We start from the raw sequence: 26,837 nt of genomic DNA on the forward strand, positions 1-26,837 counted from the left end.
CGCCACGCGCCCGGGGTGCGGCGCCGTCTCCTGCCGCCCGTGCCCGCGACGCCGGAGGGGGCGTGTCACCGGGCGCGCGACGCGACACCGGCGGCGGGGTGTCACCGGTGGCCCGGGTTCTGGGCGGCGGGGTGTCGCCCGTCGCCCGTCCCCGAGCCGGTGGCGTCTCGCCTGCGGCACGCCCCCGGGGCGGCGGGGCGTCGTCCGTCGTACGGGAGCGGGGCGGCGGGGTGTCACCGCCGGGACGCCCCCTCGTGGGCTCGGCGGAGTTGCGGCCCCGCGTCCGGCCCTCCTCCTTCGTCCGCCTGGGCGAGGGCACCTCGGCCGACCGCCGCGTCTCGTCTCCGGTGGCCTTGGCCAGCCGCCCCAGCCGGTCGGCGAGCAGCGCGGCGGTCGGCCGTTTGCCCGGTTCGCGGTGCAGCGCCGCCCGGACCAGGGGCAGCAGTTCGACCGGCACCCCCTTGAGGTCCGCCTGCCCGTTGAGGACGGCGTACATCTGCGCCTCCGCCGTCCCCCGCCCGAACGTGGGCCGCCCGGTCGCCGCGAAGGCCACGGTGGCCGCCCAGCCGTGGATGTCGGCGGGCGAGTCGACCTGCTCGTCGGCGAAGATCTCCGGCGCGGTGTAGCCGGGAGTGCCGAGGAAGGTTCCGGTCATGGTGAGGCGGGTGGCGTCGTGCACCTGCGCGATGCCGAAGTCGATGAGCACCGGCCCGCGCTCACTCATGAGGATGTTGGCGGGCTTCAGGTCGCGGTGGATCACTCCGGCCGCGTGGGTGATGGCGAGGGCCGTGGCGATGCCCTGGGCGAGTTCGACGAGGTCGGCGCCGCCCAGCGGGCCTCTGCGACGTACCCGGTCGAGGAGGTTGTCGCCCTCGATGTGCTCCATCACCAGGTACGGCCGGGCGCAGTCGAGGTCGGCGTCGAAGACCCTGGCCACGTACGGGCTCTCGACGCGGCGCAGCGCGCGCACCTCGCGTTCGAGGCGGATACGCGCGGACTCGTCCTCGACCAGGTCACGCAGGACCTTGATCGCGAAGCGCTCGCCCCGGCGGGTGGTGGCGAGATACACCTCGCCCATCCCGCCCCGGCCGAGCCGTTCGAGGAGGGTGTACGACCCGACCTTGCCGAGCTTGCTCACCGTCCCTCCCCGCTCGGCGCACCCATAAGGGACACAACCCTAACGGGGTGAGCCGTTCGTACGCCTGAGGCGCGCCGAACGTTTATCGCCGGGAACGGTCGGAGAGAAGCTCGTCCAACGCGGTGGTCGGTTCCTCGGACAGGTCGCGGCGGCCCTTCCTGCGCCAGTTGACGTGTCCTCGGCGCTCCAGCCACAGCAGCAGGCGGTCGGCGCCGAACAGCACGGCGCCGACGAAGAGAAGGGCGATGACGATCTCCATACGCCCCAGTGAAGGTCACCTCAGCACGCGCCGACCCACTCGACACGCGGACATGACCATGCCTATGACGTGCGCAGATGCCCTTCGCCTGTGTACACCCACTTGGTCGAGGTGAGCTCGGGCAGCCCCATCGGGCCGCGCGCGTGGAGCTTCTGGGTGGAGATCCCGATCTCCGCGCCGAACCCGAACTGCCCGCCGTCGGTGAACCGGGTCGAGGCGTTGACGGCCACGGCCGCCGAGTCGACCAGCGAGACGAACCGGCGCGCGGCCTGCTGCGAGCGGGTGACGATCGCGTCGGTGTGGCCGGAACCGTAGGTCCTGATGTGGGTGACGGCCTCCTCCAGGGAGTCGACGACGGCGGCGGCGAGGTCGAGGGAGAGGTACTCGGCGTAGAAGTCGCCCTCGGTGACGGGCACGACCTCGCCGTAATGGGCGATCCGGTCGTCGCCGTGGACGGTCACGCCGTGCGCGGCCAGCGAGTCGAGCGCCCTGGGCAGGAACTCGTCGGCGACGGCCGCGTGCACGAGCAGTGTCTCGGCCGCGTTGCACACCGACGGCCGCTGCGCCTTGGCGTTGATGAGGATGTCGACGGCCAGGTCGACATCGGCGTCGGCGTCGACGTACACGTGACAGTTGCCGACGCCGGTCTCGATCACGGGGACGGTGGACTCCTCCACCACCGAGTTGATCAGCGAGGCGCCGCCGCGCGGGATGAGCACGTCCACGAGCCCGCGCGCCCGCATGAGCTCCTTGGCCGACTCGCGCGTCTGCCCCGGCACCAGTTGCACGGCCCCCGAGGGCACCTCGGTGGCGGCGAGCGCGTCCTGCATGATACGCACGAGCGCGGTGTTGGAGCTGAACGCACTGGAGGAGCCGCGCAGCAGCACCGCGTTGCCGCTCTTCAGGCACAGGGCGGCGGCGTCGACGGTGACGTTGGGACGCCCCTCGTAGATGATCCCGATGACGCCGAGCGGCACTCTGAGCTGCCGGAGTTCGAGCCCGTTGGGCAGGGTGCCGCCCCGGACGACCTCACCGACCGGGTCGGGCAGGTCGGCGACCTGGCGGACGGCCTCGGCGATGGCCTCGATCCGGGCGGCGTCGAGCCGGAGCCGGTCGATCATGGCCTCCGAGATGCCCTGCTCGCGCGCGCGCTCGACGTCCTCGGCGTTGGCGGCGACGATCTCGGCGCTGTGGACCACGAGAGCGTCGGCGACGGCCCGGAGCGCCCGGTCCTTCGGCGCCCGAGGCAGCGGGGCCAGCTCGGCGGCGGCCTCTCGTGCCGCACGGGCGACCTTCAGGAAGTCCTCGGACATCGCAACGCTCCGGTGTACTCGTGTGTCCTACTGGTGGGACTCCAGTATGACGATGTCGTCTCGGTGAATCAGCTCGCGTTCATATTCCGGACCCAGCTCGCTGGCCAGCTCCCGCGTCGAGCGGCCGAGCAGGCCGGGGATCTCTCCGGCGTCGAAGTTGACCAGCCCGCGCGCCACCACCCGCCCGCGCGGCCCGCACAGGTCGACCGGATCGCCCGCCGCGAAGTCGCCCTCGACGGAGGTCACCCCGGCGGGCAGCAGCGACTTGCGGCGCGTGACCACGGCTTCGACGGCGCCCGCGTCGAGGTGCAGGCGCCCGCGCCCGGTGGTCGCGTGCGCCAGCCAGAGCAGCCGCGTGCCCGGGTGGCGACCGCCCGGGTGGAAGAAGGTGCCGACATCGGCCCCGGACAGCGCCTGCGCGGCGTGGGCCGAGGCGGTGAGCACGACGGGGATCCCGGCGCCGGTCGCGATCTTGGCGGCCTGGACCTTGGTGACCATGCCGCCGGTGCCGACGGCGGCCCCGTTGCGGCCGAGTTCGACGCCGACGAGGTCCTCGGGCCCGCGCACCTCGGCCAGGCGCCGCGAGCCTTCGCGGCTGGGCGGGCCGTCGTACAGGGCGTCGACGTCGGACAGCAGGACCAGCGCGTCGGCCCTGACGACGTGGGCGACGAGCGCGGCCAGCCGGTCGTTGTCGCCGAAGCGGATCTCGTCGGTGGCGACGGTGTCGTTCTCGTTGACGACGGGCACGATGCCGAGTTCGAGCAGCCGGGCCAGGGTGCGCTCGGCGTTGACGTGGTGGGAGCGGCGCATCATGTCGTCGGCGGTGAGCAGCACCTGGCCGACGCGCAGGCCGTATCGGGCGAAGGAGGAGGTGTAACGCGCGACGAGCACGCCCTGCCCGACGGAGGCGGCGGCCTGCTGGGTGGCGAGGTCGCGGGGCCGCGCGGCCAGTCCGAGCGGACCGAGCCCGGCGGCGATGGCACCGGAGGAGACCAGGACGATCTGGGTGCCGACCCTGCGGCGCGCGGCCAGGACGTCCACGAGAGCGTCGACCCGGTCGACGTCGATCGTCCCCTGGGTGGTGGTCAACGACGAAGACCCGACCTTGACGACAACCCTGCCCGCCGCCCCGACACGCTCCCTCACGCCCCCGACCCTATACCTCCCGGGTTCGGCGTCCGTCCCGAGCGCGAGCCCGGGGATGGCGCTCTCTCAGAGAGGTGCGGGTTGTGGGGTGGCACTCTCTTCGAGAGCTCCATGTCCCATCACGGCCCAGCCACCCCCACCGCCGCCCACCTCTCCCCCACCCGCCCCGACCCGGCGCCACCCAGTCCCACACACTCCCCACCGCAACGCCGCACCACCACGCCCCTCCCAGGCCCCACGGCGGCCGTTGCGCATCAGGAGAGATACCTCAGCCCGTGGCCGGGTCGGGTGGTCAAGAAGGCGGCGTGGCGGTGGGTGGGGTGAGATGGGTGGCGCCGGGTGAGAGGGCGGGCCGACGCGGTGGGCGGCGGTGGGCGGGAGCTGGGCCGTGACGGAACGTGAAGCTCTCGAAGAGAGCGCCACCCCACGACCCGCCACAGAGAACTCCCCACGACCCACGGCTCTCACAGAGAGCTTCCCACGGCCCGCAGAACGGCGACTACAGTCTGTTGTCGCTGCCTCGGGGCCCCTGGCGGACGGATTCGGCGGACAGGGTCGGCTGCCAGTCGAACAGGTAGCCGCCCTCAAGCTGCCCGATGATGACCTCCGCCCCCGCCACGGCGCCCGCCTTGGCCAGTGCCTCCTCGATCCCCAGCCGTTCCAGCCGGTCGGCGAGGTACCCCACGGCCTCGTCGTTGGTGAAGTCGGTCTGCCTGATCCACCGCTCGGGCTTCTCCCCCGTGACCTGGAACTGGTTCTCGCCCACCTGCCGCACCGCGAACCCGGCCTCGCCGAGCTGCTTGGGCCGGATGACCAGCCGCGTCGGCTCCTCGACCGGCTTGCTCGCGCGGGCGGCCGCCACCCAGTCGCCCATGGCGTAGGTCAGCTCGCGCAGCCCGTCGTGCGTGGCCGCCGAGATCACGAAGACCCGCAGCCCCTTCTCCTCGAAGTCCGCCCGCACCATCTCGGACAGCTCGCGCGCGTCCGGCACGTCGGCCTTGTTGAGGACGATCATGCGCGGCCGGTCGTCGAGCTTCCCGTACGCCTCCAGCTCGAACTCGATCGCCTCGTAGTCGGAGACGGGGTCGCGGCCCGGTTCCATGGTGGCGCAGTCGATGACGTGCACGAGCATGTCGCAGCGCTCGACGTGCCGCAGGAACTCGTGCCCGAGCCCCTTGCCCTGCGAGGCCCCCGGGATCAGTCCGGGGACGTCGGCGACGGTGAACACGTTGTCGCCCGCGGTGACGACCCCCAGGTTCGGGATGAGCGTCGTGAACGGATAGTCGGCGATCTTCGGCCGGGCCGAGGACAGCGCGGCGATCAGCGACGACTTGCCCGCGCTCGGGAACCCGACCAGCGCCACGTCCGCGACGCTCTTCATCTCCAGGACCACGTCCAGCGCGTCACCGGGTTCCCCCAGCAGCGCGAATCCGGGCGCCTTGCGCTTGGTCGAGGCCAGCGCCGCGTTGCCGAGCCCGCCTGCGCCGCCCTGCGCGATCACGTACCTGGTGCCCGCGCCCATCAGGTCCACCAGCACCTCGCCGGTGTCGGAGTCCTTGACGACGGTCCCGTTCGGGACCGCGAGCACCACGTCGCCGCCGTTGGCGCCGTCGCGGTTGCTGCCCTGCCCCTGCTTGCCGTTGACGGCCTTGCGGTACGGACGCCGGTGGTAGTCGAGCAGAGTCGCGGTGTTCGGATCAACTTCCAGGATCACGTTCCCGCCCCGCCCGCCGTTGCCGCCGTCCGGGCCGCCCAGCGGCTTGAACTTCTCGCGGTGAACGGAGGCGCAGCCGTTCCCTCCGTCACCAGCCCTGACGTGCAGGACCACCTGGTCCACGAAGTCCGGCATGCCCTCCTCCTTCACCCCATGTCGGGGTCGCTCGGTCAACCACATCATTGTCCCTTGCCGGACGGCTCCCCATCCCGCCCGGCACTCTCCCCAGCCCACTGCGGGCGGCGAGCTTCCAGCTCACACAGCGAAACCCCGGCCTTTACGGCAAGCCCACCACCCCTACCCGCCGCTACGAGCAAGGCCCGCCCCTCACGCTCCTGACCCGCGCCGGCCCTCTCGCCGTAACGACTCCGCACCTACCCCTCCGCCGTGGCCCTTACGGGAAACGCCGTTTCCTTCGCGAGGAACGCCATGGCCCTTGCGGGAAACGCCGTGGCCCATGCGGGGGACACCCCTCGAACCCCGCCACGACCACCCGAGCGGCCTCCTTCACCCCAACCCACTCCACCACTCGGTCATTCCTCCGCCACAGCACCCACCGACCACCGCCAACGGCCCACACAGCCCGCTAACGCCGAACAAACGCTACCGGGACCCCGCGGACGGGCACAGACCAGGCAATCGCCACACGGCCGATTCTGGCGCCGCCCAAGGACGACGACCGGCACCCCCGGCCCGAACACTGCGGCCAGTTCCGAAGCCCCGGCCAGCCGCAGACGCCGACAGTCCCGGCCGCCGCAGACGCAGGCTCCGAAGCCCTGAGCATCCCGACCGCCCCCGCGCGCCCCGACCGTTCGCGGAGTGACGACCACTCGCCCTCCCCCGCTGGCCACGACCACGGCGGCGACACCCCCGCACCGCCGCCACCTGCCTGAAGCCACGAGCATTCGCGGATCCACAGCCAACGGATCCATGGCCGTTCGCGAAGTCACGAGCACTCAAGGCCGGGCCCTCACACGACACCCGCGCAGCGGGCTTCCGGGCGCCGCACGGCGGGGTGCGATGCGGCGGTGATCGGCGCCCCTCGTACGAGCCTCAGCCGGGCCACGGCACCGGGCCGACCTCGGAGTCGTCACGGCGCGAGACCCGGCACCGGCGTGGAGCGTGGTGAGAGGCCGGTCGGGGACGTCGGCGAGAGGCGGTGAAGGGGGCTTCGCCGTACGGAGGGGCCTGAAAAATCCCCGGCAGAATGCACGAATCCGGGGCGGATCACCCGATCCACCCCGGATTCGAAAGAGGTACTTACTCCGCGACCGGAACGATGCTCACCGCGCGACGGCCACGCTTGCGGCCGAACTGCACGTGACCCGCCGCCAGCGCGAACAGCGTGTCGTCGCCGCCCCGCCCGACGTTGTCGCCCGGGTGGAAGTGGGTGCCACGCTGGCGGACGATGATCTCACCCGCGTTGACCAGCTGGCCGCCGAAGCGCTTGACGCCCAGGCGCTGAGCGTTGGAGTCGCGGCCGTTCCGGGTGGACGACGCGCCCTTCTTGTGTGCCATCTCTCAAACTCCCGATCAGGCCTGGTCGATACTGGTGATCTTCACCTGGGTGTACCGCTGACGGTGACCCTGGCGCTTCTTGTAACCAGTCTTGTTCTTGTACTTCAGGATGCGGATCTTCGGCCCCTTGGTCTCGCCGAGAATCTCGGCGCTGACCGTGAACTTGCCCGCCTCCGTGGTCACATCGCCGTCGTTGACGACGAGCACCGTCGGCAGCGAAACCGAAGAGCCGACCTCGCCGGCGACCTTGTCCACCTCGAGGACGTCACCGACGGAGACCTTCTGCTGCCTGCCGCCGCAACGAACGATCGCGTACACCGCGGAACCCTTCTGCTGTCTAGTTGTGGTCATCGGCCACCTGAGGAAGGCGACCGGCGACCACCGAATGCTGCGCCCAGCACCCGGAACCTGTCTGGAAAACCGACGATCCGGTATGGCGCGCGAACAGGGCGCGTCACTGGACGCACCGATTGACTAGGGTACCGGATGAGCGGCGCCCCGGTCGAACCGGTCGGATCGACGGACTGCCGACCAAGGAGCGCTCCCGTGCGGGAGCGCCTGGCTACTCGGCCGACTTGGCTCGCCGAGAACGTCGCCGTCCTCGGCCGGAAGTCTGACTGGCTTGGTCGTCCTCGTCGGGGACGTCATCAAGCGCACCGGTCACGGTATCACGACTCGGAGACCCGTTCGCCGCGGAGACCTTCTCGGAGACGGCCTTCTCGACCGCCATCTTGCCCTGCGTGCCACGTGTCTCCGGCTTGGACTCGACCGGCTCGGTGGAGATGATCAGGCCCCGGCCGTTGCAGCAGTCGCACGACGTCGAGAACGCCTCCAGCAGGCCCTGACCGACCCGCTTACGGGTCATCTGGACCAGGCCCAGCGAGGTGACCTCCGCCACCTGGTGCTTGGTCCTGTCGCGGGCCAGGCACTCCAGCAGCCGCCGCAGCACCAGGTCGCGGTTGGACTCCAGCACCATGTCGATGAAGTCGATGACGATGATGCCGCCGATGTCGCGCAGCCGCAGCTGGCGCACGATCTCCTCGGCCGCCTCCAGGTTGTTCCTGGTGACGGTCTCCTCCAGGTTGCCGCCCTGGCCGGTGAACTTGCCGGTGTTGACGTCGACCACGGTCATGGCCTCGGTCCGGTCGATCACCAGCGAGCCGCCGCTCGGCAGCCAGACCTTGCGATCCAGCGCCTTGGCGAGTTGCTCGTCGATCCGGTGGGAGTCGAAGGCGTCGGCGTCCTCCTCCCACCGGGTCAGGCGGTCGGCCAGGTGCGGGGCGACGTACTTGACGTACTCGTCGACGGTCTCCCACGCCTCCTCGCCCTGCACGACCAGCGAGGAGAAGTCCTCGTTGAACACATCGCGCACGACGCGGACGGTCAGATCGGGCTCGGCCGACAGCAGCTCGGGCGGGCTGGCCGACTTGGCCTTCTTCTGGATGTTCTCCCACTGGGCCGACAGGCGGGCCACGTCGCGGGCCAGCTCGTCCTCCGAGGCACCCTCGGCCGCCGTGCGGACGATGACCCCGGCGTTCTCCGGCATGACCTTCTTGAGGATGCTCTTGAGCCGGGTGCGCTCCTTGTCGGGGAGCTTGCGGCTGATGCCGGTCATCGACCCGTCCGGGACGTACACGAGGTAGCGGCCGGGCAGGCTGATCTGCGAGGTGAGGCGGGCGCCCTTGTGGCCGATCGGGTCCTTGGTGACCTGCACCAGCACCGACTGGCCGGACTTCAGGGCCGCCTCGATGCGCTTGGGCTGGCCTTCGAGCCCGGCGGTGTCGAAGTTGACCTCGCCGGCGTACAGGACGGCGTTGCGGCCCTTGCCGATGTCGACGAAGGCGGCCTCCATCGACGGCAGCACGTTCTGCACCTTGCCGAGGTAGACGTTCCCGACGTACGACTGGCTGGCCTCGCGGTTGACGTAGTGCTCGACCAGGATGCCGTCCTCAAGCACGGCGATCTGCGTGCGGTCGCCGTGCCTGCGCACGACCATGACGCGGTCGACGGACTCACGCCTGGCCAGGAACTCCGACTCGGTGATGATCGGCGGACGCCTGCGGCCGAGCTCGCGCCCCTCACGGCGGCGCTGCTTCTTGGCCTCCAGGCGGGTCGAGCCGCGCACGCTCTGGACGCCGTCGGCGGACACCTCCAGCGAGGACGAGCGTCCGGAGCGCGGCGCCCTGATGCGTACGACGGTGTTGGGCGGGTCGTCGCCGGACGGCTCGGCCTCCTCGCCGCCCCGGCGGCGCCTGCGACGGCGGCGGCGGGAGCCCCCGGACTCCTCCTCGCCGGGCTCCTCCTCCTGCTGCTCGTCCTCGGCCTCGTCCGGCTCCTCCTCGCCGTCCTCGGCCTCGTCGCGCTCACGGGTCCGGCCTCGGCCTCGGCCGCCGCGACGGCGCCTGCGGCGGCGGCTGCCGTTCTCGTCGTCGTGGCCCTCGTCGCCGTCTTCCGCCTCGGTGTCGGTCTCGTCCTCGGCGACCTCGTCCGCCGGCTCCTCCACGACGGGCTGCGGCGGCTCGGGACGGCGCGGCGCGACGGGCTGGGCCTGGGTCGGGTCCGGTGCCTGGAACAGCGGCGCGAAGATCGCTGCGGGCCGCTGGAAGTGGGTGCCGGTCTGCTCCACGCGGCGCGCGCTCAGCCCGAACGGGTCGGCCAGCAGACTGGCGGCCCGCAGGTCGTCCTCGTCGAGGTCCTCGCCGGCGGGCTCGTCGTCGAGCGGCTCGTCGCGGGGCAGTTCCTCAAGCTCCTCGTCGCCGGCGTCGGCCACCTCGGGGACGGCCTCGACGGCGGCCTCGACGGCGGCCTCGACCGGGCTCTCCGGTTCCGCCGCCTTCTTCCGCGAGCGCCGGACCCGCTTGGCCGGCGCCTCCTCCACGTCAGCGGGCGCCTCGGCCGCGGCGGCGGGCGCCTCCACGGGCTCAGGCGGCGGCCCCGCCGCCCGCTTGGACACCCGGCGCGGCCTGCTCACGGCCTCTTCCGGCACGTCAGCGGGCTCGGACGCGGCCGGTGCCTCCTCTTCGGCCTCCTCGGCCTTCTTCGTACGGCGACGCGTAGTCGTGGCCGTCGAGCGCGTCCTGGTGGCCTTCTTCGGCTTGTCCTCGTCCACGACGGCGGCCGCGCCCCCGGCCGCCACGGTGACCACGGTGCTCACCGGCTCTTCCGGCAGCTCGGGCGGCGGCCCGGCGGGCCGGGCGGCCCGGCGGGGCCGTGTCGTCTTGGGCTGGATTTCTGTTGTGTCCCCGTCGGAGCCGTTGGCCCCGTTGGGCTCGTTCTCGAGCATGCGGGCGCTCTCCCGTCAGCTCCCGGGCGCGTCGCCGCGCCGCGCAGGAGCTCTCGTGTTCTCGTTGTCCGCCCCCGCCCCCGCTAGGGGGTGTTGGCGCCAAGTCCTGTCAGCGGATGCGCCTGGCTGCGGCCAGGCGTCTCCTATCCGGCGCCGTGCTCGCCGGCCGGTCCCGCGTCGCCGCCGCGCAAGTCATCGCGGTCCAGGTCGAACGGGTCGGCAGGTTCACCGGACGCGTCCAGCGGCCCCTGCGCCAGCCTGGTCACCTCGGGGGGAACCGGCGGCGCGAAGTCGGCCACAAGGCGCAGCCCCGTGAGCACGTCGTCGGGTCGAACGGCAGGCGTCACATGCCGAACAACCATGCGCAGTATGACACACGACTGTCCGGGCACCTGAGCTGCGGTTCTCCCTGTTCCTTCCACCACTGCGAGCATGAGCACCGCCTCCCGCGCGTCGAAGCGGCGGGGCCCCTTCTTGGTGAGGCGCTCGACCTCGACGGTGCCGGCGGCGAGGAACTTCTCCACAGCCGCCCCGGCCGACTCGGGATCCGTGCCGGGCAGCCGCAGCTCCCACGCCGAACCCTCCAGGCGGTCGCCGAGGTTGCCCGAACGCGCCTCGACCACGTCGAGGACGTCGAGACCGGGCGGCAGAGAGGCGTCCAGCCCGGTACGGATCCGGTCCGGGTCGCACGTCTCGGTGACGCCGATCTCAAGGTATTCGGCCTCGCTGGCGACGCCGGTCGGCGCCGCGCCCGCGTAGGAGATCTTGGGGTGGGGCGAGAAGCCCGCGCTGTAGGCCACGGGAATATCGGCACGCCGAACGGCACGCTCGACGGCACGCGAGATGTCGCGGTGGCTGGTGAAGCGCAGGCGGCCGCGCTTGGCGTAGCGGACACGCAGTCGCTGCACAGTCGGCGCGGGCGGCGGCCCTTCGGGAACAGGCTTCAGAGCGTTGTCGTCCTTCCCATGTCAGAGTTCCTGCCCCCAGGATAATCCGCGCGCGGCAACGCCCGTGCATGCCGAGACCCGCCGTTGGCCCCTCTCAGAGCCCACTATTACGGCCCGGCCCCACCCACCCCACCCGCCGCACGTGGCCGGGGGCCTCCAGGGTGACGCTCCGCACCGCTCCCGCCCACCGCCGCGACGCCGAAAACGGCGGCTGTCGCCCGCGCGTGTCGCCGGGCGGATCAGACCACGGTGAGCGGCAGCAGTTTCTTCCCGGTCGGGCCGATCTGGATCTCCGTCCCCATGGTGGGGCAGACGCCGCAGTCGTAGCAGGGCGTCCACCGGCAGTCCTCGACCTCGGCCTCGTTGACCGCGTCCTGCCAGTCCTGCCACAGCCATTCGCGGTCGAGCCCGGCGTCGAGGTGGTCCCAGGGCAGGACCTCGTTCTCCTCGCGCTCGCGCGTGGTGTACCAGTCGACGTCGACGCCGGCCTTGGCGGCGCAGGTCATCCACCGGTCGTAGGAGAAGTGCTCGCTCCAGCCGTCGAAGCGGCCGCCGTCCTCCCACACGGCCCTGATGACCGCGCCGACCCTGCGGTCGCCCCGCGACAGCAGCCCTTCCACGATGGAGGGCTTGCCGTCGTGGTAGCGGAAGCCGATCGCGCGGGCGTAGCGCTTGTCGCCGCGCACGACGTCGCGCAGCGCCTTGAGGCGCCGGTCGACGGTCTCGTGGTCGGCCTGCGCGGCCCACTGGAACGGGGTGTGCGGCTTGGGGACGAACCCGCCGATGGAGACCGTGCAGCGGATGTCGCGCGAGCCGGTCGCCTCGCGGCCGGCGTCGATGACCTTCTTGGCCAGGTCGGCGATGCCGAGCACGTCCTCGTCCTGCTCGGTGGGCAGCCCGCACATGAAGTAGAGCTTCACCTGCCGCCAGCCCTGGGAGTAGGCGGTGGTGACGGTGCGGATGAGGTCCTCCTCGGTGACCATCTTGTTGATCACCTTGCGCATGCGCTCGGAGCCGCCCTCGGGCGCGAACGTCAGGCCGGAGCGGCGGCCGTTGCGGGAGAACTCGTTGGCCAGGTCGATGTTGAAGGCGTCGACGCGCGTGGACGGCAGCGACAGCGAGGTGTTGGTGCCCTCGTAACGGTCGGCCAGGCCCTTGGCCACCTCGCCGATCTCCGAGTGGTCGGCCGACGACAGCGACAGCAGGCCGACCTCGTTGAAGCCGGACTCCTTGACGCCGTTCTCGACCATGGCGCCGATCGTGGTGATCGACCGCTCGCGCACCGGCCGCGTGATCATGCCCGCCTGGCAGAAACGGCAGCCGCGCGTGCAGCCCCGGAAGATCTCGACGCTGAACCGCTCGTGGACGGTCTCGGCCAGCGGTACCAGCGGCTTCTTCGGGTAGGGCCACTCGTCGAGGTCCATGACGGTGTGCTTGTGCACCCGCCACGGCACCTCGGCCCGGTTGGGCGCCACGCGCTTGATGCGGCCGTCGGCGTGGTACTCGACGTCGTAGAACTTGGGCACGTACACGCCGCCGGACTCGGCCAGGCGCATGAGGAGCTCGTCGCGGCCGCCGGGCCTGCCCTCGTGCTTCCACTCGCGCACGACCTCGGTGACGGCGATGGCGATCTGCTCGCCGTCGCCGAGCACGGCCGCGTCGAGGAAGTCGGCGACCGGCTCGGGGTTGAAGGCCGCGTGCCCGCCCGCCAGCACGATCGGGTCGTCCTCGCCCCGGTCGACGGCGTGCAGCGGGATACCGGCCAGGTCGAGCGCGGTCAGCAGGTTGGTGTAACCGAGTTCGGTCGAGAAGGAGACGCCGAACACGTCGAAGGCGCGCACCGGCCGGTGGCCGTCGACGGTGAACTGCGGGACGCCGTGCTCGCGCATCAGCGCCTCAAGGTCGGGCCACACCGAATAGGTGCGCTCGGCGAGCGTCTCCGGCAGTTCGTTGAGGATCTCGTACAGGATGGCGACACCCTGGTTGGGCAGGCCCACCTCGTAGGCGTCCGGGTACATCAGCGCCCAGCGCACGTCGGCCTCGTCCCAGTCCTTGACCGTCGAGTTGAGCTCGCCGCCGACATACTGGATCGGCTTCTGCACCTTGGGCAGCAACGCTTCCAGGCGTGGGAAAATCGACTCGACAGACATGGTCCAAGACTAGCCGGGCTCTCGCGGTGGCCGGGCCCGGACGCCGCTGCCGTCAGGCTCCCGGCTCGCGCATCCTGATCGCCTGCAGCAGCCCGACGGCGATGAGGTTGGCGAACGTCGCGGTGCCGCCGTATGAGACGAAAGGCAGCGGCAGGCCGGTGATGGGCATGATGCCCACGGTCATGCCGATGTTGACGAAGGTCTGAAAAGCCAGCCAGCACACGATCGTGCCCGCGACGAGGGTGCCGAACCGGTCCTCGCACTGCCTGGCGATCTTCAGCCCGCGCAGCAGCACCACGCCGAGCAGCGCGACCACGGTCACCGAGCCGAGGAAGCCGAACTCCTCGCCCGCCACGGTGAAGATGAAGTCGGTGTGCTGCTCGGGCACGAACCGCCCGGTCGTCTGCCCGCCGTCGAGCAGCCCCTTGCCGAACACCTGCCCGGAGCCGATCGCGATCAGCGCCTGCGTGCTGTTGTAACCCACGCCGCGCGGATCGACGCTCGGGTCGAGGAAGGCCGTGAACCTCGCGACCTGGTACGGCTCCAGCAGCTCCATCGCCCACACCGCCCACGCCCCGGCGGCCGCCGCCAGCACCAGCAGGACCATCCACCTCCTGCGTATCCCGGCGATCACCAGCCCGCCCACCGTGATCACGGCGAGCACCAGCGTGGTGCCGAGGTCGGGCTGCAGCATGACCAGCCCCATGGCCACACCCGCCACACCCAGCACGAACAACATGTCGAGCGCCCGTGGCCGGTCGGTGCCCTCGGCGGGCTGCGCGAGCAGCATGGAGATCATCAGTACCAGGCCGAGCTTGGCGAACTCCGACGGCTGCACCGCGAACCCGCCGCCCAGCATGATCCACGAGTGCGAGCCGTTGACCGTCGAGCCCAGGGGCGTGATCACCACCGCCAGCCCGACCAGCGTGAGCAGGTACACGAGCGGCGCGTACGCGCGGAGCAGCCGGTGGTCGAGCATCGAGACCGCACCGCACATCGCCGCCCCGATGGCCAGGTTGAGCACGTGCTTCTTGACCAGGCCCGTCGATCCGGGCGCCCAGGTGCGGGTCGAGGACCAGACCAGCAGCGCGCCGATCACCGACAGGGCCGCCACCGCGACGAGCAGCACCCCGTCCATCCGCCACACCACGGACTGCGCGCCGACCGCGCGCATGGTGAGCGAGCGGCGCCTGGCCAGCAGGGTGCGCTCGCTCATCGGGCGACCGTCCCGTCTCGCGCGATCAGCGGCAGCCGCGCCGCCGTCCGGCCGTCGGACAGCGCGGCGGGCCGCTTGATGCCGTAGATGCCCTCGTAGATCTCCCGTACGGCCGGCGCCGCCGTCTGGCCGCCCATACCGCCCTGCGAGACCATCACGACCACGACGAAGCGCGGCTTGCTCGTGGGCGCGAACGAGGCGAACCAGGAGGTGTCCTCCTTGCCCCACACCTCCGCCGTGCCGGTCTTGCCGCCGACGCGCACCTTGTCCATCGGGAAGCCGCTGAACGCCCCGGCGGCGGTGCCGTCCGAGGCCACCTCGCTCAACGCGCCCTTGATGTACAGCCGCTCCTTCTCGCTGATCGGCAGCCGCCCGCGCACCGGCACCTCGATGCGCCTGACCGGCGTGCCGTCCGGGCGCACAAGGGCCCAGCCCACGCGCGGGCTGCGCAGTCTGCCGTCGCTCACCAGCGCCGCGTACGCCGACGCCAGTTGCAGCGGCGTGACCAGCACATCGCCCTGGCCGATGGAGAAGTTGGCGGCGTCACCCGGCCGCAGCAGGAACCCCTCCAGGCAGTTCTCGTGCGCCAGCCGCTTGAGGAAGGCGGCCCTGGCCTGGTCCTTGACCTCGGGGTAGCCGGTGCGCGAGCGATGGCACGTGACGCCGCTCGTCTGCATCCACAGCGCCTTCTTCCAGTCACGGTCGGGGATCCGCCCGGCCGACTCGCCCGGCAGGTCGATGCCCGTGGGACGGCCGAAACCGAAGGCCCGCGCGGTGTTCTCGAACGGCTGCTTCGGCGGCCGCTTGGGGTGCAGCCCGCCGTCCTTGAGCCACTGCTCGTAGGCGGACTTGTAGAAGATCGTGTCGCACGATTTGACCAGCGCGGTGTGCAGGCTGAGGGTGCCGAGCCCGATACCCCGGAAGTTGTTGAACGGCCGGTCGCCCACCATGAACGAGCCCGGGCAGCCGTACTGGCCGCCGAGCGGATAGCCAGAACGCAGCATCGCCGCCACCGACGAGACCTTGAAGGTCGAGCCCGGCGCGAACTCCCCCTTGATCGCCCGCGACACCAGCGGTTTGCCCGCCTTGTCCGACAGCAGCGTCTGGTACTCCTTCTCGGAGATGCCGCCCGTCCAGATCGTCGGGTCGTAACCGGGCGCGCTGGCCAGTGCCACGACGCGTCCGGTGCGCGCGTCGAGCACGACCCCGGCTGCCCCGTCGGCCTTCGGCGCCTTGTTCATGGCCCCGTCGACGGCCCGCTGCACGACGTTCTGCACGCGGGAGTCGATGCTGGTGATGAGCGTGTCCCCGGGCACGGGCGAGACCTGCTGCTCCAGCCCGAGCGGCTTGCCGAGCCGGTCCACCTGCACCCGCCGCAGCCCCGGCTTGCCGCGCAACGCCTCGTCGTACACCGATTCGAGCCCGTCGCGCCCGACCAGGTCGACGCCGGAGAACCCGGCCTTCAGCCCGTCGCGCCGCTCCAGTTCCTCCTGCGTGACCGGCTGAAGGTAGCCGACCATCTGCGCCCCCGAGGTCCCCTGGGGGTACTGCCTGACGGCCTGCACCTCGGCGGTGACGCCGGGGAACTCCTCCTGCCGCTCCAGGATCTGCAGCGCCTCACGCGTGGTGACCCGGTCGTCGATCGGAATCGGCTGGTACGGCGAGCCCGGCCAGCACGGCCGCGTCACCCCCGGCCCGCACGACCTGATGCGCTTCTCCAGTTGGCCGACCGGCTTGCCGAGCACGTCGCCGAGCTTCTGCAGCACGTCCCGGCCGCCGTTCTTCATCCGCGTGAGCGAGGTGCGGTCGACCGACACCACGAGCGCCGTCCGGTTGCGCACCAGCGGACGCCCGGACGAGTCGAGGATCTGCCCGCGCACGGCGGGCACCACCACGGCCCTGGTCCTGGTCTCCGCGGCGGCGGCGACGTACTGCCTGCCTTTGACGACCTGCACCTGCCACAGCCGGACGCCGAGCACCGCGAGCATCACCGCGACCAGCACGTACAGCACCATGAGCCGGGTGCGCATCCTCGTCATGCCTGCTGCCCCAGTTGCTTGCCCCGCGTGAGAAGCCAGATCACGGCGGGCGCGACGACCAGGGTGTAGACGACCGTGACCGGCGCCTTGGCGGCGATGGCCGCGAGCGTCACCCCCTGCTCGCCGATCAGCCCGCCGACGGCGGCGGCGACGACCGGCGCGGCCAGCACGCAGGTGACCACGGTCGTGACCTGCCCGCCCACCCCCCGCCCGGCCAGGAATCCGACCAACGTCAGCACGAACGTGTACTCCCCCATCACATGGGCCGACGGCGGCACCAGATCGACCAGCAGCCCCGTCACGAAGCCGATCACGGCGCCGGCGGCGGGCCCGCGCCCCATCGAGACCCCGATGACGGCCAGCAGCACCAGGTCGGGCGCGCCCCCTGCGGGCAGCGGCAGCCGGTTGACCAGCACGAGTTGCAGCAGTACCGCGACGGCCACGACCAGTGCGGGGATCATCGCGCGCTCGCTCGGCGCGGCAGCACAGCGTCACGCGGGTCGCGCTTGGGCGCCTCGACCACGACGCCGACGACGTCGAGGGCCGTGAGGTCGGCGAACGGCCGCGCGTAGGCCATGCGGGTCAGCTCGCCGGGCGTGGCCTCCACCCGCTCGATCACCCCGATCGGCACCCCCGGCACGTACGGCGTGCCCCGCTGCGAACCGAAGCTGACCAGCCGCGTCCCCCTGGTCAGCGGCGCGGTGGAGTCGAGCAGCCGGAAGCGGACGAGCCTGCCGTACTCGCCGACGCCGTGGATGACCCCGATCTCGTTGCCGCCCTCCAGCCGCGCGCCGACGGACGAGGCCGGATCGCTGATCAGCACCACCGTCGAGGTGCCCGACGCGGCCCTGATCACCCGGCCCACCAGGCCGTCGGCGTTGACGACCGTCATCTCGGCGCGCACGCCGTCCTCGGTGCCCGCGTCGATCTCCACGGCGTCCTCGAAGCCGGGCTGCCCCCTGCGGGCGACGACGCTGGCGGAGACCACCTTGTAGCCGCCGGTGCCCGCGAGCCCGAGCATCCGCTTGAGTTCGGCCGAACGCGTCACGTTGAGCCGGCCCGCGACCAGGTCGGCGCGCAGCCGGGCGTTCTCGGCCTTCAGCCGGTCGATGTCCTGCTGGGCGCCCGGCGCGTTGGCGAGCGCGGTGAAGAAGCCCGTCACCGGCCGGGCCGCCGAGGTGATGCTCTCCTGGACGGTGCCGAACCATGACGATCCGCCCACGCGCAGCGCCGTGAACGGCGAGGCGTCGCCGGAACGGTGATCGACGGTGACGAGAACCAACGCCGCGGTGAGCAGCACTCCCAGAATCAGCCTGGCGCGGCGCGTGTCCCTCATCAGTGCCGCGACTCCGGAACCAGCACCTGCTGCAGCGCCTCGAAGTCCTCGACGCACTTTCCGGAGCCGAGCGCCACCGAGTCGAGCGCGTTCTCGACCAGGTGCACCGGCATGCCCGTCTCGGCCTTCAGCCGCTCGTCCATGCCCTTCAGCAGGGCTCCGCCGCCGGTGAGCGCGATGCCTCTGTCCATGAGGTCGCCGGAGAGTTCCGGCGGGCACTTGTCGAGCGTGGTCTTGACGGCGTCCACGATCGCGTTGACCGGCTCCTCCGTGGCCTTCCTGACCTCTTCCGCGGAGACCACGATGGTCTTCGGCAGCCCGCTGACCAGGTCGCGACCGCGGATCTCGGCGTGGCACTCGTCCTCGGTCTGGCACGCGGAGCCGATCGCCATCTTGATCTCCTCGGCGGTGCGCTCGCCCAGCATCAGCGAGAACTCCTTCTTCGCGAAGGTGATCACCGCCTGGTCGAGTTCGTCGCCGCCGACCCTGATCGACTGGCTCGTCACGATGCCGCCCATCGAGATGATCGCCACCTCGGTGGTGCCGCCGCCGATGTCGACCACCATGTTGCCGGTCGGCTCGTGGACGGGCAGCCCGGCGCCGATCGCGGCGGCCATCGGCTCCTCGACGATGTAGACCTTACGGGCCCCCGCCTGGTAACCGGCCTCCTTGACCGCGCGCTGCTCGACCCCGGTGATGCCGCTGGGCACGGCGATGATGATGCGCGGCTTGGCGAAGTGGCGGCGTTTGTGGACGCGCTGGATGAAGTAGCGGAGCATGCGCTCGGTGACGTCGAAGTCGGCGATCACGCCGTCCTTCAGCGGGCGGACGGCGACGATGTTGCCGGGCGTGCGGCCGATCATCCGTTTCGCCTCGATGCCGACGGCGACGATCTTGCCGGTCGCCGTGTTGATGGCCACGACGGACGGCTCGTTGAGCACGATGCCCCGGCCGCGCACGTAGACCAACGTGTTCGCGGTGCCGAGGTCGACCGCCATGTCGCGGCCGAGAAAGGCGAGCTTGCTGCCCATGGGGACGAGCCTTCCGTAACGTCCTTCACTGATGACTACGGATCGCATTTGAATCGTAACGTGACGTACCCGCAGGTGTGCGCGATGCGCACCGCCGCCGAAGAAAAATCTTGCGTACCTCCGGTATCGCCCTCTTTACTCGGGTTCACCCCCCAACTGGCGTGCGGAAACACGAAAAAACCCGCGCAGCTCGGCTGCGCGGGCTCGGTGCCGATCGCTCAGAAGCGGTCGGGGAAGAAGATCTTGATCTCCCGGGCCGCGGACTCGGGCGAGTCGGAGCCGTGGACGACGTTCTCGCCGATCTCCAGGGCGTGGTCGCCGCGGATGGTTCCGGGGGCGGACTTCACCGGGTCGGTCAGCCCGGCCAGCGCGCGGAACGCCTCGATCGCGCGCGGGCCCTCCAGCACCAGGGCGACCAGCGGGGCGGAGGTGATGAACTCGACCAGCTCGCCGAAGAAGGGGCGCTCGGCGTGCTCGGCGTAGTGGGCCTTGGCCGTGTCGGCGTCGAGCGTGCGCAGGTCCATGGCGACGACCTTGAGGCCCTTGCGCTCGACGCGAGCGATCACGTCACCGATGAGGCCACGCTTCACCCCGTCGGGCTTGATCAGGACAAGAGTGCGCTCGGACACGTGAGGTTCTCCTTCGAACGGATTTCGGGGAACGCGGGCACCTGCTCCGCGAGTCCGCCGCCCGCAGGGACAGGGCGGTCAGTCCGGCCCAAGCCTACCGTCCCCCGCAACCTGCCCCTCCCCCGAAGTCACGCCCCGCTGCCCGCCTCGATGCCGAGCGCGGCACCGAGATCGCGCAGGCACTCCTCGAAGACGGGCTCGACGTCGGTGAAGGCGAAGTCCAGCTGGTTCAGGACCTCCATGCACAGCAGTCCGTACAACTTGATCCAGCACGACAGGAAGACGTGCGCCGCCCCGGGCGGCAGTTGCCCGTCGATGGCGGCGGAGTAGGCGACCACCTGCCCGCGCAACGACGCGGGCAGGCTGTCCAGGTCGGGCACAGGGAACGGCCGCGTCCGCCACAGCTCGACCGTCAGGTCCAGCAGGATCTGCTCGAAGCGCAGCGCGGCCTGGTGCCGCATCGACTCCGGGCGCCTGTTGGGCGCGGCCACCGGACTGGCGAAGATCCAGCCGAACTCGGCCGGGTGCGTGGTGGCCCAGGCACGCATGGCCCGGCAGGCGGCCACCAGGCGGTCGCCGACCGGCTCATCGGCACGAGCGTCGCACGCCTGCTCCATCGCGGCGGCCAACTCACGGAAGAAGTCGGCGGTCACCGCGCCGACCAGCTCGTCGTGCCCCGCGTAGTAGTGGTACAGGGCCGGGCCGCTCATGCCGACCTGCCTGGCGACCGCGTTGACGGTCACCGCAGCCGACCCCTGCTCGACCAGCAGCTTGCGCGCGGCCGCGTGGATCTCATCCAGCGTCGCCTGGCGCAGTCGCGCCCGCCGACCCCCCGTGTGTGCCGACATCGTCACCCCTCTTGCTCGCTCCCTCGGCCGCCGTTGACATCCTAGGGCATCTATGCTTCCTTAATGCCTCTAAGAAATCTAGACACTATAAGGAACTGAGGTGGGCCCGATGTGGTGGATCCTGCTCGCGGCGACCGCGCTGATCACCGCCGTGTGGTGGCGGATGTCCAGGTCGGCCCACGTCCGGCGACGCAAGGACGCGTGAGCCGGCCATCGGCGAGGAGACGAACATGAAAGTGATCATCGTGGGAGGCGGCATCGGCGGACTCGCCGCGGCCGCCGCCTTCCACCAGCGCGGCATGCAGGTGGAGGTCCTCGAACGTGCCGCCGCCTTCACCGAGGTGGGCGCCGGGCTGACCGTCCAGCCGAACGGCCTGCGCGCCCTGGACGTACTCGGTCTGGGCGACCCCCTGCGCGCCCATGGGCTGGCCGACCCGCTGGTGGGCGTCCGCAACAGCCGAGGCGGCTGGCTCATCCGCAACGACGTCGCCACCCTCAGGCGCACCTTCGGCGCGTCGGTGCTGATACCCAGAACCACCCTGATCGACCTGCTGAAGGCGGCCGTACCCGCCGAGTCCCTGCGGCCGGCCACCGAAGTCCACAGCGTCCGGCCAGACGGCACGGTCCACCACAGCGGCGGCGTCTCCGAAGCCGATCTCGTGGTGGGCGCCGACGGCGTCAACAGCGTGACCCGCCGCTCCCTGTGGCCCCACCTGCCCGGACCCAGCTACGTCGGCTACACCACCTGGCGTTTCATGGCCCCGCCGCACCCCGTGGAGGGCAGCGTGGAGACCTGGGGCAGCGGCGAACGGTTCGGGCAGGTGCCGATGGCCGACGGCCGCGTCTACTGCTACGTGATAGCCAACGCCCCGGCCGGTACCCACATCGGCCTCGACGAACTTCGCCGACGCTTCACCGGCTGGCACCGGCCCATTCCCGCGCTGCTCGAATCCGTCTCAGGGCAGGCGGCGCTCCAGCACGACACCTACGAGCTGCCGGCGCTGCCCACGTACGTCTCCGACAACGCCGCCGTCCTCGGGGACGCGGCCCACGCCATGACACCCAACCTCGGACAGGGTGCCTGCCAGGCGCTTGAGGACGCGGTCACGCTCGCGCACACGGTGAACAGGCTCGGCTTACGCGCGGGACTCCAGGAGTACGACCGCCTCCGCAGGCCACGCACCCAGCAGATCGTCCGCCTCTCCCGCCAGGTCGGCGCCCCCGGCCACTGGACCTCCGCACCACTGGTCGCCCTGCGGAACACAGTCTTCCCCCGTCTGCCCAAGTCGCTCCTGACCCGCTCGCTCGGCCCCACCCTCACCTGGACTATCTGATGCCCCTCCCACGCATCCTGATCACCGCCGTCGCGGTGATCACGACGGTCGGCGCCGTGCTGGCCGACCTGGTCATCCCCGACCTCGCGGCACAGCACGCGTTCAACCCGGCCTGGCCGCCCCACGCCAAGTTCCACGACGCGCAGTACATGGTGATGACCGTCCTCCTCGGCCTCACCGGCCTGGTGCTCGCCGCCCGGCCGGACCGGGCCGGACGACTGTCCGCCATCGCCATCCTGGCCACCCCGTGGCTCGGCATGATCGGCGCGCTGCTGTTCCCCGACACCGCCACCCACGACCCGGAGTTCGCCGACCAGACCGTCTTCGTCCTCGGCCTGCACGGGCAGGTCTTCATGGCGATCGTCCTGCTCCTGGCCCTGCTCGTCGCGGCGGCGGCGACACTACGAAGCCCCGCCGCCGCCCGCCACTCACACCCTCGCTGAAACCCGGCCCCGCCCACCGAGGTCGGTCCCCGGTGTCCAGCCCCAAGCCACGCCCGCCCGTGTCCAGCCCCAACCACTCAATCGCCCACCCGGGCCACCGCGCCTCTGCAGGGGCCGCTGACGGATCGCACGGCCACTGCCGCGCAGCAGCTCCGAACCAGCCCTCCACCGGGCGCCCAACCCCAGCCCATGCCCCACCCGGCGGCTGCCCGCCCGAACAAGGACTGCGCGGCCGCAGCCCCACGGCGGCACCGCACCATCGTGCATCCAGTGCCCCGCCCGACCCACACCCGCCGGGCTCACATCCGTCCGGCCCACACCGCCCGGCGCCATCCACGCGCTCCACACCGTGCCCCGCTCGGAAGACCCGCTCCAGGCCATGCCCCCGCAGAGCCCCACTCTCGGATCAGAGACCCGCTCCACGCCATGCCCCCGCAGAGCCCCACTCCCGGATCAGAGACCCGCTCCACGCCATGCCCCGCGCGTGATGGCCCGCTGCCCGCCGTACCCCCGGAGAACCCACTCTCGGAGACGGCGAGGGGCGGGTGAATCAGTCGGCGTCCCTCTCCGGTGACTCCGTCGGCGCGGGTACGGCGGGCAGCGGGCCATCCTGCTCGACGAGGGTGTTGTCCACGGTGTGCGCAGGATCCGGACGATCACCGTTGACGGGAGTGGGCAGGGCGACGCGCGGCAGGTCGCCGGTGGGCGTACCCTCCTCGTCCCAGTCGGAGGACGCCTCGTCGCGTGGCCCCGCCACACTCCCCCAGGCACTCGCCTGGTCCCTTGCGGGCCCGGTCGGCTCACCGTCACGGCCGGGCTCCGCCGTACCGGATGGGGGCGGCGCGGAGCGCCGTGCCAGAAGTGCGGCGAGCACAATCACCGCGACCACCACGAACCCGCCGATCAACGCCCAGAGGTGCAGCGCCGACACGAACCCCTCGATGAGCGCCTGCGCGGACTGCCTGCCCCGCAGCATCATGACCTGCACCCCGGTGCCGAGCAGATAGCCGCTCAGGACACCCGGGAAACACAGCGCCAGCCCGAACAGCGCGGCGCCCATGCCCGCCGTCCGCAGCGCGGCCGTGAGCGTCACCGAGGCGCCGACCGCCATCAGAGTGAACGGCACCACCAGCAGCTTCCCGTCGGCCACCGGGACCATCAGCCGGACCGCGCACAACCCCAGCACGATCGCGAGCAGCCCGGCGGTCGGCAGCGACCGCGCGGCGGCACCGAACCGCACCACGCACCCCGCAGCCGCCACCGCGAGCAGCGCCGCCGTGAGGAACGGCAGCCACAACCCCTTCAGCCCGGGCCCGCCCAGTCCGCCGAGTTCGACGAAGGTCACCTGCGCGACGCTGGGCAGCAGCACCACACCGACGGCCGCGAAGGTGTAGGCGAGTGTCCGGCTCTCGCCCGCGCCGATCGTCGCCAGCGCCAGCAGCGCGACGACCGACAGCACGGCCACCAGGATCACCAGCAGCGCCTGCCAGTCCTGACTGGCCGTGCTGATCGCCAGCACCGCGATGGCGGCCGCGGGCACGGTCGCGAACAGCAGCCTGCTGCGCTCCCGGGCCCTCGGCACCGGTGCGGGGCTCTCGCCCTGAACGATCCACAGCAGCAGGTAGGCAGCCGCCAGCGCCAGCGCGACCCCGGTCAGCAGCGGGTACGGCTGCAGCGTGACCTGCCACCGGTCGACCCCGTCGAGCGGCCACAGCGCCAGGGCCTGGGCGCACAGCAGGCTCACCACGAGCATGCCGGTCCACACGGCCCGCACCATCGGCGCCCGCTCCCACGCCGCCACCAGCGTCGCGGGCAGCAGGATGCCCGCGCCGACGCCGTGCATGACGCGCAGCACCCCGACCAGGAACGTGGACCCGGCGAACCCGCCCGCCGCGTCGGCCACGGCCAGCAACGCCAGCCCCGCCACCAGGACGTAGGCCACCTTCATCCGCCGCAGCGCCACGGCCGCGAGCGGGACGGTGAGCATCATCGCCGGCAGCGCGAGCCCGTGGGCGCGCACCAGCGAGATGCGGTCGATGTCCGGGGGCAGCAGACGGGCGACGACGGACACGGTGTTGGGGATCGCCACGATCGCCAGCGGCAACGCGACGACGATGAGCAGTCCGAGCACGACATCGAGGGCCCACGGGCGCTGAACGCCCGTGGAGGGCCCCGTGGCAGCCGCCTTCGGGGACCGCTGAATTGGGGGGACGGCCATGTACGCCGACTTTAGCGGGAAGTCACGCCCTCGACACGGCGAGCGACGAATATCGCCGTGATCCACAGTGCGCCGAAGATCGCTCCGAGGAAGAACATCGGCGTCACGAGGAACCCGGTGCAGATCGCGAGGACCTGCGCGAGGCTGCCGAGGACATATCCGACCGGCCGCTTCAGCATCCCCGCCGCGACCACGCACAGCAGCGCCAGGCCAAGCCCTGCCGTCACGGCCAGCACCGGCTCGACGCCACCGACCACGATCGCCACCGGCGTGACCAGCCCCGCGACGATCGCCTCCAGGCCGAGCACGCTCGCGCCCAGTCGCCGCATACCCGGAGTGACCTCGAAGTTCATCGGTCCACCTTGAGCAGCAGCCGCGCGTCGCCCGCAGTGATCACCGATCCGGTGATGAGCACCCCGGTGCCGCTGAACTCGCCCTCGGCGTCCGCCATCCCGATCGCCCGGTCGATGGCGTCGTCGAAGCGCTCGATGACGTGCACCCGATCCTCCCCGAAGTACCCCTCGGCGAGCCGGCCCAGTTCCTCGGCGGGCATCGACCGCGGCGAGGAGTTGCGAGTGACGACGATCTCGTCCATCACCGGCTCCAGGAGGTCGAGCAGCGTCGGCACATCCTTGTCCGCCATGACCGACACCACCCCGATCACCTTCGCGAAGTCGAACGCCTCGTGCAGCCCGTCGAGCGTCGCCTCCAGTCCGCCCGGGTTGTGCGCGGCGTCGAGCACCACGGTCGGTTCCCTGCGCACCACCTCCAGCCGGCCCGGCGAGGACGCCTTCGCGAACCCCTGCCGGACCAACTCGATGCCCAGAGGGTCCTCACCGGCCGTGAGGGCCTCTACGGCGGCCAGGGCGCACACGGCGTTGCCCGCCTGGTGTCCGCCGTACAGCGGCAGGTACACGTCCTCGTAGAGGCCCTTCAGGCCGCGCAGGGTGACCAGCTGGCCGCCGATCGCCATCTCACGGTTGAGGACGCCGAACTCCAGCCCCTCACGTGCGACGACCGCCTCCGCGTCGGCCGCGCCCCGCATCAGTACCTCGGCCGCCGCCAGCGGCTGCTGCGCGAACACCGCCGTGGCTCCGGGCTTGATGATCCCGGACTTCTCCCCCGCGATCGTCCCCACGTCCGCGCCGAGCCGGTCGGTGTGGTCGAGGGAGATGGGCGTGATGATCGCCACGGTGCCGTCGGCCACATTGGTCGCGTCCCACGTCCCGCCCATGCCGGTCTCGATCACGGCCACGTCGACCGGGGTGTCGGCGAACACCGAGAACGCCATCGCCGTCAGCGCCTCGAAGAACGAGATCCGCCGCCCTTGCGAGTCGGCGAGTTCGAGGTAGGGCGCGAGTTCCTCGTACGCGGCCGCGAACCTCTCCTCGCTGAGCGACTCCCCGTCCACGCAGATGCGCTCGCGCATGGAGACCAGATGCGGGCTGGTGAACCGCCCCACCCGGAGATTCCGCTCCTTCAGCAGCGCCTCGACGAGACGCGCCGTACTCGTCTTCCCATTGGTCCCCGCGATATGAACGACGGGATAGGCCCGCTGCGGCGAGCCAAGCAGATCCATCAGCGCCGCGATCCGGTCCAGCGTCGGCTCGAACTTCCACTCGACGCCGCGCTCCAGAATCGCCCGCTCTGCCGCACGATACTCCACGCCCCAACACTACTGACCCCACCGCGTGCCCGATCCCGAGCATCCTGCTCTCTGCAAGAGCCGCCTTCTCAGTTACGGCCCCAGCCACCCCGATCCCCGCCCACTGCCCCACGCGAGCGGCCTCCAGCAACCACCGATCCGCACAGGCGGCCCCCAAACACACCCCCACCCCAAACCTCAAACCTCAAAGCGCCCAAGCCCAAGCCCAAGCCCAAGCCCAAGCCCCCAACAACGAACCCCACACAACCCACCCCAGCAAACCCCCACCACAAACCCCACCCCACCCCCGCGAACCAACACACCCCCAAACACAAACAAGAAGACAGCCACCCACAAACCACACAACCCCCTCAACGAACACCCCCCAGCCACCACAACCACCAGCCAGAAACCCCACAACCCCACCCCACAACCACGCCAACCCCCACCACAAACACAAAAAAAAAGGGGGGCCACCCAAAAGGCAACCCCCCAAAAACACGCAGAAACACGAACGAGGCCACCCCACAAGGAAGTGACCCCGCCCGACCAAACAAGAATTGTGCGGCAGCGACCTACTCTCCCACACCCTCCCGAGTGCAGTACCATCGGCGCAGAGAAGCTTAACTT

Annotated in this window: 22 protein-coding genes and 1 rRNA gene; 2 read left to right on the forward strand and 21 right to left on the reverse strand. The window is 71.2% G+C overall.

The window, feature by feature from the left end:
* The 17 genes from ABD120_RS27445 to ABD120_RS27525 all read right to left on the reverse strand — a co-directional run.
* A partial coding sequence (locus ABD120_RS27445) for a serine/threonine-protein kinase (protein ID WP_343952998.1) occupies positions 1 to 1,138 on the reverse strand: 1,138 nt, incomplete at its 3' end.
* 82 nt (positions 1,139 to 1,220) lie between these two features.
* The gene (locus ABD120_RS27450) at positions 1,221 to 1,397 is read right to left on the reverse strand and encodes a hypothetical protein (RefSeq protein WP_343952999.1); all 177 of its coding nucleotides are present in this window, start codon (positions 1,395 to 1,397) and stop codon (positions 1,221 to 1,223) included.
* Positions 1,398 to 1,459: 62 nt separating this feature from the next.
* Positions 1,460 to 2,710: a glutamate-5-semialdehyde dehydrogenase gene (locus ABD120_RS27455; RefSeq protein WP_343953000.1), complete on the reverse strand. Its 1,251-nt coding sequence runs from the start codon at positions 2,708 to 2,710 to the stop codon at positions 1,460 to 1,462.
* Between the two features lie 27 nt (positions 2,711 to 2,737).
* The gene (proB, locus tag ABD120_RS27460; RefSeq protein WP_343953001.1) at positions 2,738 to 3,856 is read right to left on the reverse strand and encodes a glutamate 5-kinase; all 1,119 of its coding nucleotides are present in this window, start codon (positions 3,854 to 3,856) and stop codon (positions 2,738 to 2,740) included.
* 499 nt (positions 3,857 to 4,355) lie between these two features.
* Positions 4,356 to 5,705, reverse strand: coding sequence for a GTPase ObgE (gene obgE / locus ABD120_RS27465; protein ID WP_343953002.1), 1,350 nt, complete (start codon positions 5,703 to 5,705; stop codon positions 4,356 to 4,358).
* A gap of 1,125 nt (positions 5,706 to 6,830) precedes the next feature.
* The gene (gene rpmA, locus ABD120_RS27470) at positions 6,831 to 7,088 is read right to left on the reverse strand and encodes a 50S ribosomal protein L27 (protein WP_184973142.1); all 258 of its coding nucleotides are present in this window, start codon (positions 7,086 to 7,088) and stop codon (positions 6,831 to 6,833) included.
* A 15-nt stretch (positions 7,089 to 7,103) separates the two neighbouring features.
* Complete coding sequence (rplU, locus tag ABD120_RS27475; protein WP_343953018.1) at positions 7,104 to 7,406, reverse strand: 50S ribosomal protein L21; 303 nt, start codon at positions 7,404 to 7,406, stop codon at positions 7,104 to 7,106.
* A 244-nt stretch (positions 7,407 to 7,650) separates the two neighbouring features.
* Complete coding sequence (locus tag ABD120_RS27480; RefSeq protein WP_343953003.1) at positions 7,651 to 10,371, reverse strand: Rne/Rng family ribonuclease; 2,721 nt, start codon at positions 10,369 to 10,371, stop codon at positions 7,651 to 7,653.
* Between the two features lie 143 nt (positions 10,372 to 10,514).
* Positions 10,515 to 11,279 (reverse strand): TIGR03936 family radical SAM-associated protein, encoded by a 765-nt coding sequence (locus ABD120_RS27485; protein ID WP_343953004.1) that lies wholly within the window; start codon positions 11,277 to 11,279, stop codon positions 10,515 to 10,517.
* 278 nt (positions 11,280 to 11,557) lie between these two features.
* A complete protein-coding gene (locus ABD120_RS27490) occupies positions 11,558 to 13,468 on the reverse strand; it encodes a TIGR03960 family B12-binding radical SAM protein (RefSeq protein ID WP_343953005.1) in 1,911 nt (636 codons plus the stop codon).
* 52 nt (positions 13,469 to 13,520) lie between these two features.
* Positions 13,521 to 14,684 (reverse strand): rod shape-determining protein RodA, encoded by a 1,164-nt coding sequence (gene rodA / locus ABD120_RS27495; RefSeq protein ID WP_343953006.1) that lies wholly within the window; start codon positions 14,682 to 14,684, stop codon positions 13,521 to 13,523.
* Positions 14,681 to 16,723: a penicillin-binding protein 2 gene (mrdA, locus tag ABD120_RS27500; RefSeq protein WP_343953007.1), complete on the reverse strand. Its 2,043-nt coding sequence runs from the start codon at positions 16,721 to 16,723 to the stop codon at positions 14,681 to 14,683. The genes rodA and mrdA overlap by 4 nt, the downstream gene beginning before the upstream one ends.
* Positions 16,720 to 17,184 (reverse strand): rod shape-determining protein MreD, encoded by a 465-nt coding sequence (gene mreD, locus ABD120_RS27505; RefSeq protein ID WP_343953008.1) that lies wholly within the window; start codon positions 17,182 to 17,184, stop codon positions 16,720 to 16,722. Before mreD ends, mrdA begins: the two co-directional genes overlap by 4 nt.
* Positions 17,181 to 18,059 carry a rod shape-determining protein MreC gene (mreC, locus tag ABD120_RS27510; RefSeq protein WP_343953009.1) on the reverse strand — a complete coding sequence of 293 codons (879 nt, stop codon included), beginning with the start codon at positions 18,057 to 18,059 and terminating at the stop codon, positions 17,181 to 17,183. Before mreC ends, mreD begins: the two co-directional genes overlap by 4 nt.
* The gene (locus tag ABD120_RS27515) at positions 18,059 to 19,090 is read right to left on the reverse strand and encodes a rod shape-determining protein (protein WP_343953010.1); all 1,032 of its coding nucleotides are present in this window, start codon (positions 19,088 to 19,090) and stop codon (positions 18,059 to 18,061) included. The genes mreC and ABD120_RS27515 overlap by 1 nt, the downstream gene beginning before the upstream one ends.
* A gap of 218 nt (positions 19,091 to 19,308) precedes the next feature.
* A complete protein-coding gene (gene ndk / locus ABD120_RS27520) occupies positions 19,309 to 19,719 on the reverse strand; it encodes a nucleoside-diphosphate kinase (protein WP_343953011.1) in 411 nt (136 codons plus the stop codon).
* Positions 19,720 to 19,847: 128 nt separating this feature from the next.
* The gene (locus ABD120_RS27525; RefSeq protein ID WP_343953012.1) at positions 19,848 to 20,567 is read right to left on the reverse strand and encodes a TetR/AcrR family transcriptional regulator; all 720 of its coding nucleotides are present in this window, start codon (positions 20,565 to 20,567) and stop codon (positions 19,848 to 19,850) included.
* A gap of 230 nt (positions 20,568 to 20,797) precedes the next feature.
* Here ABD120_RS27525 and ABD120_RS27530 point away from each other — a divergent pair, with 230 nt between their 5' ends.
* A complete protein-coding gene (locus tag ABD120_RS27530; protein ID WP_343953013.1) occupies positions 20,798 to 21,901 on the forward strand; it encodes an FAD-dependent monooxygenase in 1,104 nt (367 codons plus the stop codon).
* Positions 21,901 to 22,344: a DUF6640 family protein gene (locus tag ABD120_RS27535; protein ID WP_343953014.1), complete on the forward strand. Its 444-nt coding sequence runs from the start codon at positions 21,901 to 21,903 to the stop codon at positions 22,342 to 22,344. The genes ABD120_RS27530 and ABD120_RS27535 overlap by 1 nt, the downstream gene beginning before the upstream one ends.
* Before the next feature lie 550 nt (positions 22,345 to 22,894).
* Here ABD120_RS27535 and ABD120_RS27540 read toward each other — a convergent pair.
* From ABD120_RS27540 to rrf, 4 genes are all read right to left on the reverse strand, one after another.
* Positions 22,895 to 24,475, reverse strand: a complete 1,581-nt coding sequence (locus tag ABD120_RS27540) for a hypothetical protein (protein WP_343953015.1) — start codon at positions 24,473 to 24,475, stop codon at positions 22,895 to 22,897.
* Between the two features lie 98 nt (positions 24,476 to 24,573).
* The gene (locus tag ABD120_RS27545; RefSeq protein ID WP_343953016.1) at positions 24,574 to 24,915 is read right to left on the reverse strand and encodes a DUF4233 domain-containing protein; all 342 of its coding nucleotides are present in this window, start codon (positions 24,913 to 24,915) and stop codon (positions 24,574 to 24,576) included.
* Entirely contained in the window at positions 24,912 to 26,228 is a 1,317-nt protein-coding gene (locus tag ABD120_RS27550) for a bifunctional folylpolyglutamate synthase/dihydrofolate synthase (protein WP_343953017.1), read from the reverse strand. Before ABD120_RS27550 ends, ABD120_RS27545 begins: the two co-directional genes overlap by 4 nt.
* Before the next feature lie 541 nt (positions 26,229 to 26,769).
* A 5S ribosomal RNA gene (gene rrf / locus ABD120_RS39910) occupies positions 26,770 to 26,837 on the reverse strand; the annotation flags it as partial.

Source organism: Nonomuraea longicatena (assembly GCF_039525605.1).
GTDB lineage: Bacteria > Actinomycetota > Actinomycetes > Streptosporangiales > Streptosporangiaceae > Nonomuraea > Nonomuraea longicatena.

Coding starts and splice junctions, on each gene's coding strand:
- ABD120_RS27535 (WP_343953014.1), top strand. CDS start 21,901: ATGCCCCTCCCACGCATCCTGATCACCGCCGTCGCGGTGATCACGACG.
- mreD (WP_343953008.1), bottom strand. CDS start 17,184: ATGATCCCCGCACTGGTCGTGGCCGTCGCGGTACTGCTGCAACTCGTG.
- ABD120_RS27530 (WP_343953013.1), top strand. CDS start 20,798: ATGAAAGTGATCATCGTGGGAGGCGGCATCGGCGGACTCGCCGCGGCC.
- ABD120_RS27450 (WP_343952999.1), bottom strand. CDS start 1,397: ATGGAGATCGTCATCGCCCTTCTCTTCGTCGGCGCCGTGCTGTTCGGC.
- ABD120_RS27455 (WP_343953000.1), bottom strand. CDS start 2,710: ATGTCCGAGGACTTCCTGAAGGTCGCCCGTGCGGCACGAGAGGCCGCC.
- ABD120_RS27490 (WP_343953005.1), bottom strand. CDS start 13,468: ATGTCTGTCGAGTCGATTTTCCCACGCCTGGAAGCGTTGCTGCCCAAG.
- rodA (WP_343953006.1), bottom strand. CDS start 14,684: ATGAGCGAGCGCACCCTGCTGGCCAGGCGCCGCTCGCTCACCATGCGC.
- ABD120_RS27515 (WP_343953010.1), bottom strand. CDS start 19,090: ATGGGCAGCAAGCTCGCCTTTCTCGGCCGCGACATGGCGGTCGACCTC.
- mreC (WP_343953009.1), bottom strand. CDS start 18,059: ATGAGGGACACGCGCCGCGCCAGGCTGATTCTGGGAGTGCTGCTCACC.
- ABD120_RS27525 (WP_343953012.1), bottom strand. CDS start 20,567: ATGTCGGCACACACGGGGGGTCGGCGGGCGCGACTGCGCCAGGCGACG.
- ABD120_RS27545 (WP_343953016.1), bottom strand. CDS start 24,915: ATGAACTTCGAGGTCACTCCGGGTATGCGGCGACTGGGCGCGAGCGTG.
- ABD120_RS27480 (WP_343953003.1), bottom strand. CDS start 10,371: ATGCTCGAGAACGAGCCCAACGGGGCCAACGGCTCCGACGGGGACACA.
- mrdA (WP_343953007.1), bottom strand. CDS start 16,723: ATGACGAGGATGCGCACCCGGCTCATGGTGCTGTACGTGCTGGTCGCG.
- rpmA (WP_184973142.1), bottom strand. CDS start 7,088: ATGGCACACAAGAAGGGCGCGTCGTCCACCCGGAACGGCCGCGACTCC.
- obgE (WP_343953002.1), bottom strand. CDS start 5,705: ATGCCGGACTTCGTGGACCAGGTGGTCCTGCACGTCAGGGCTGGTGAC.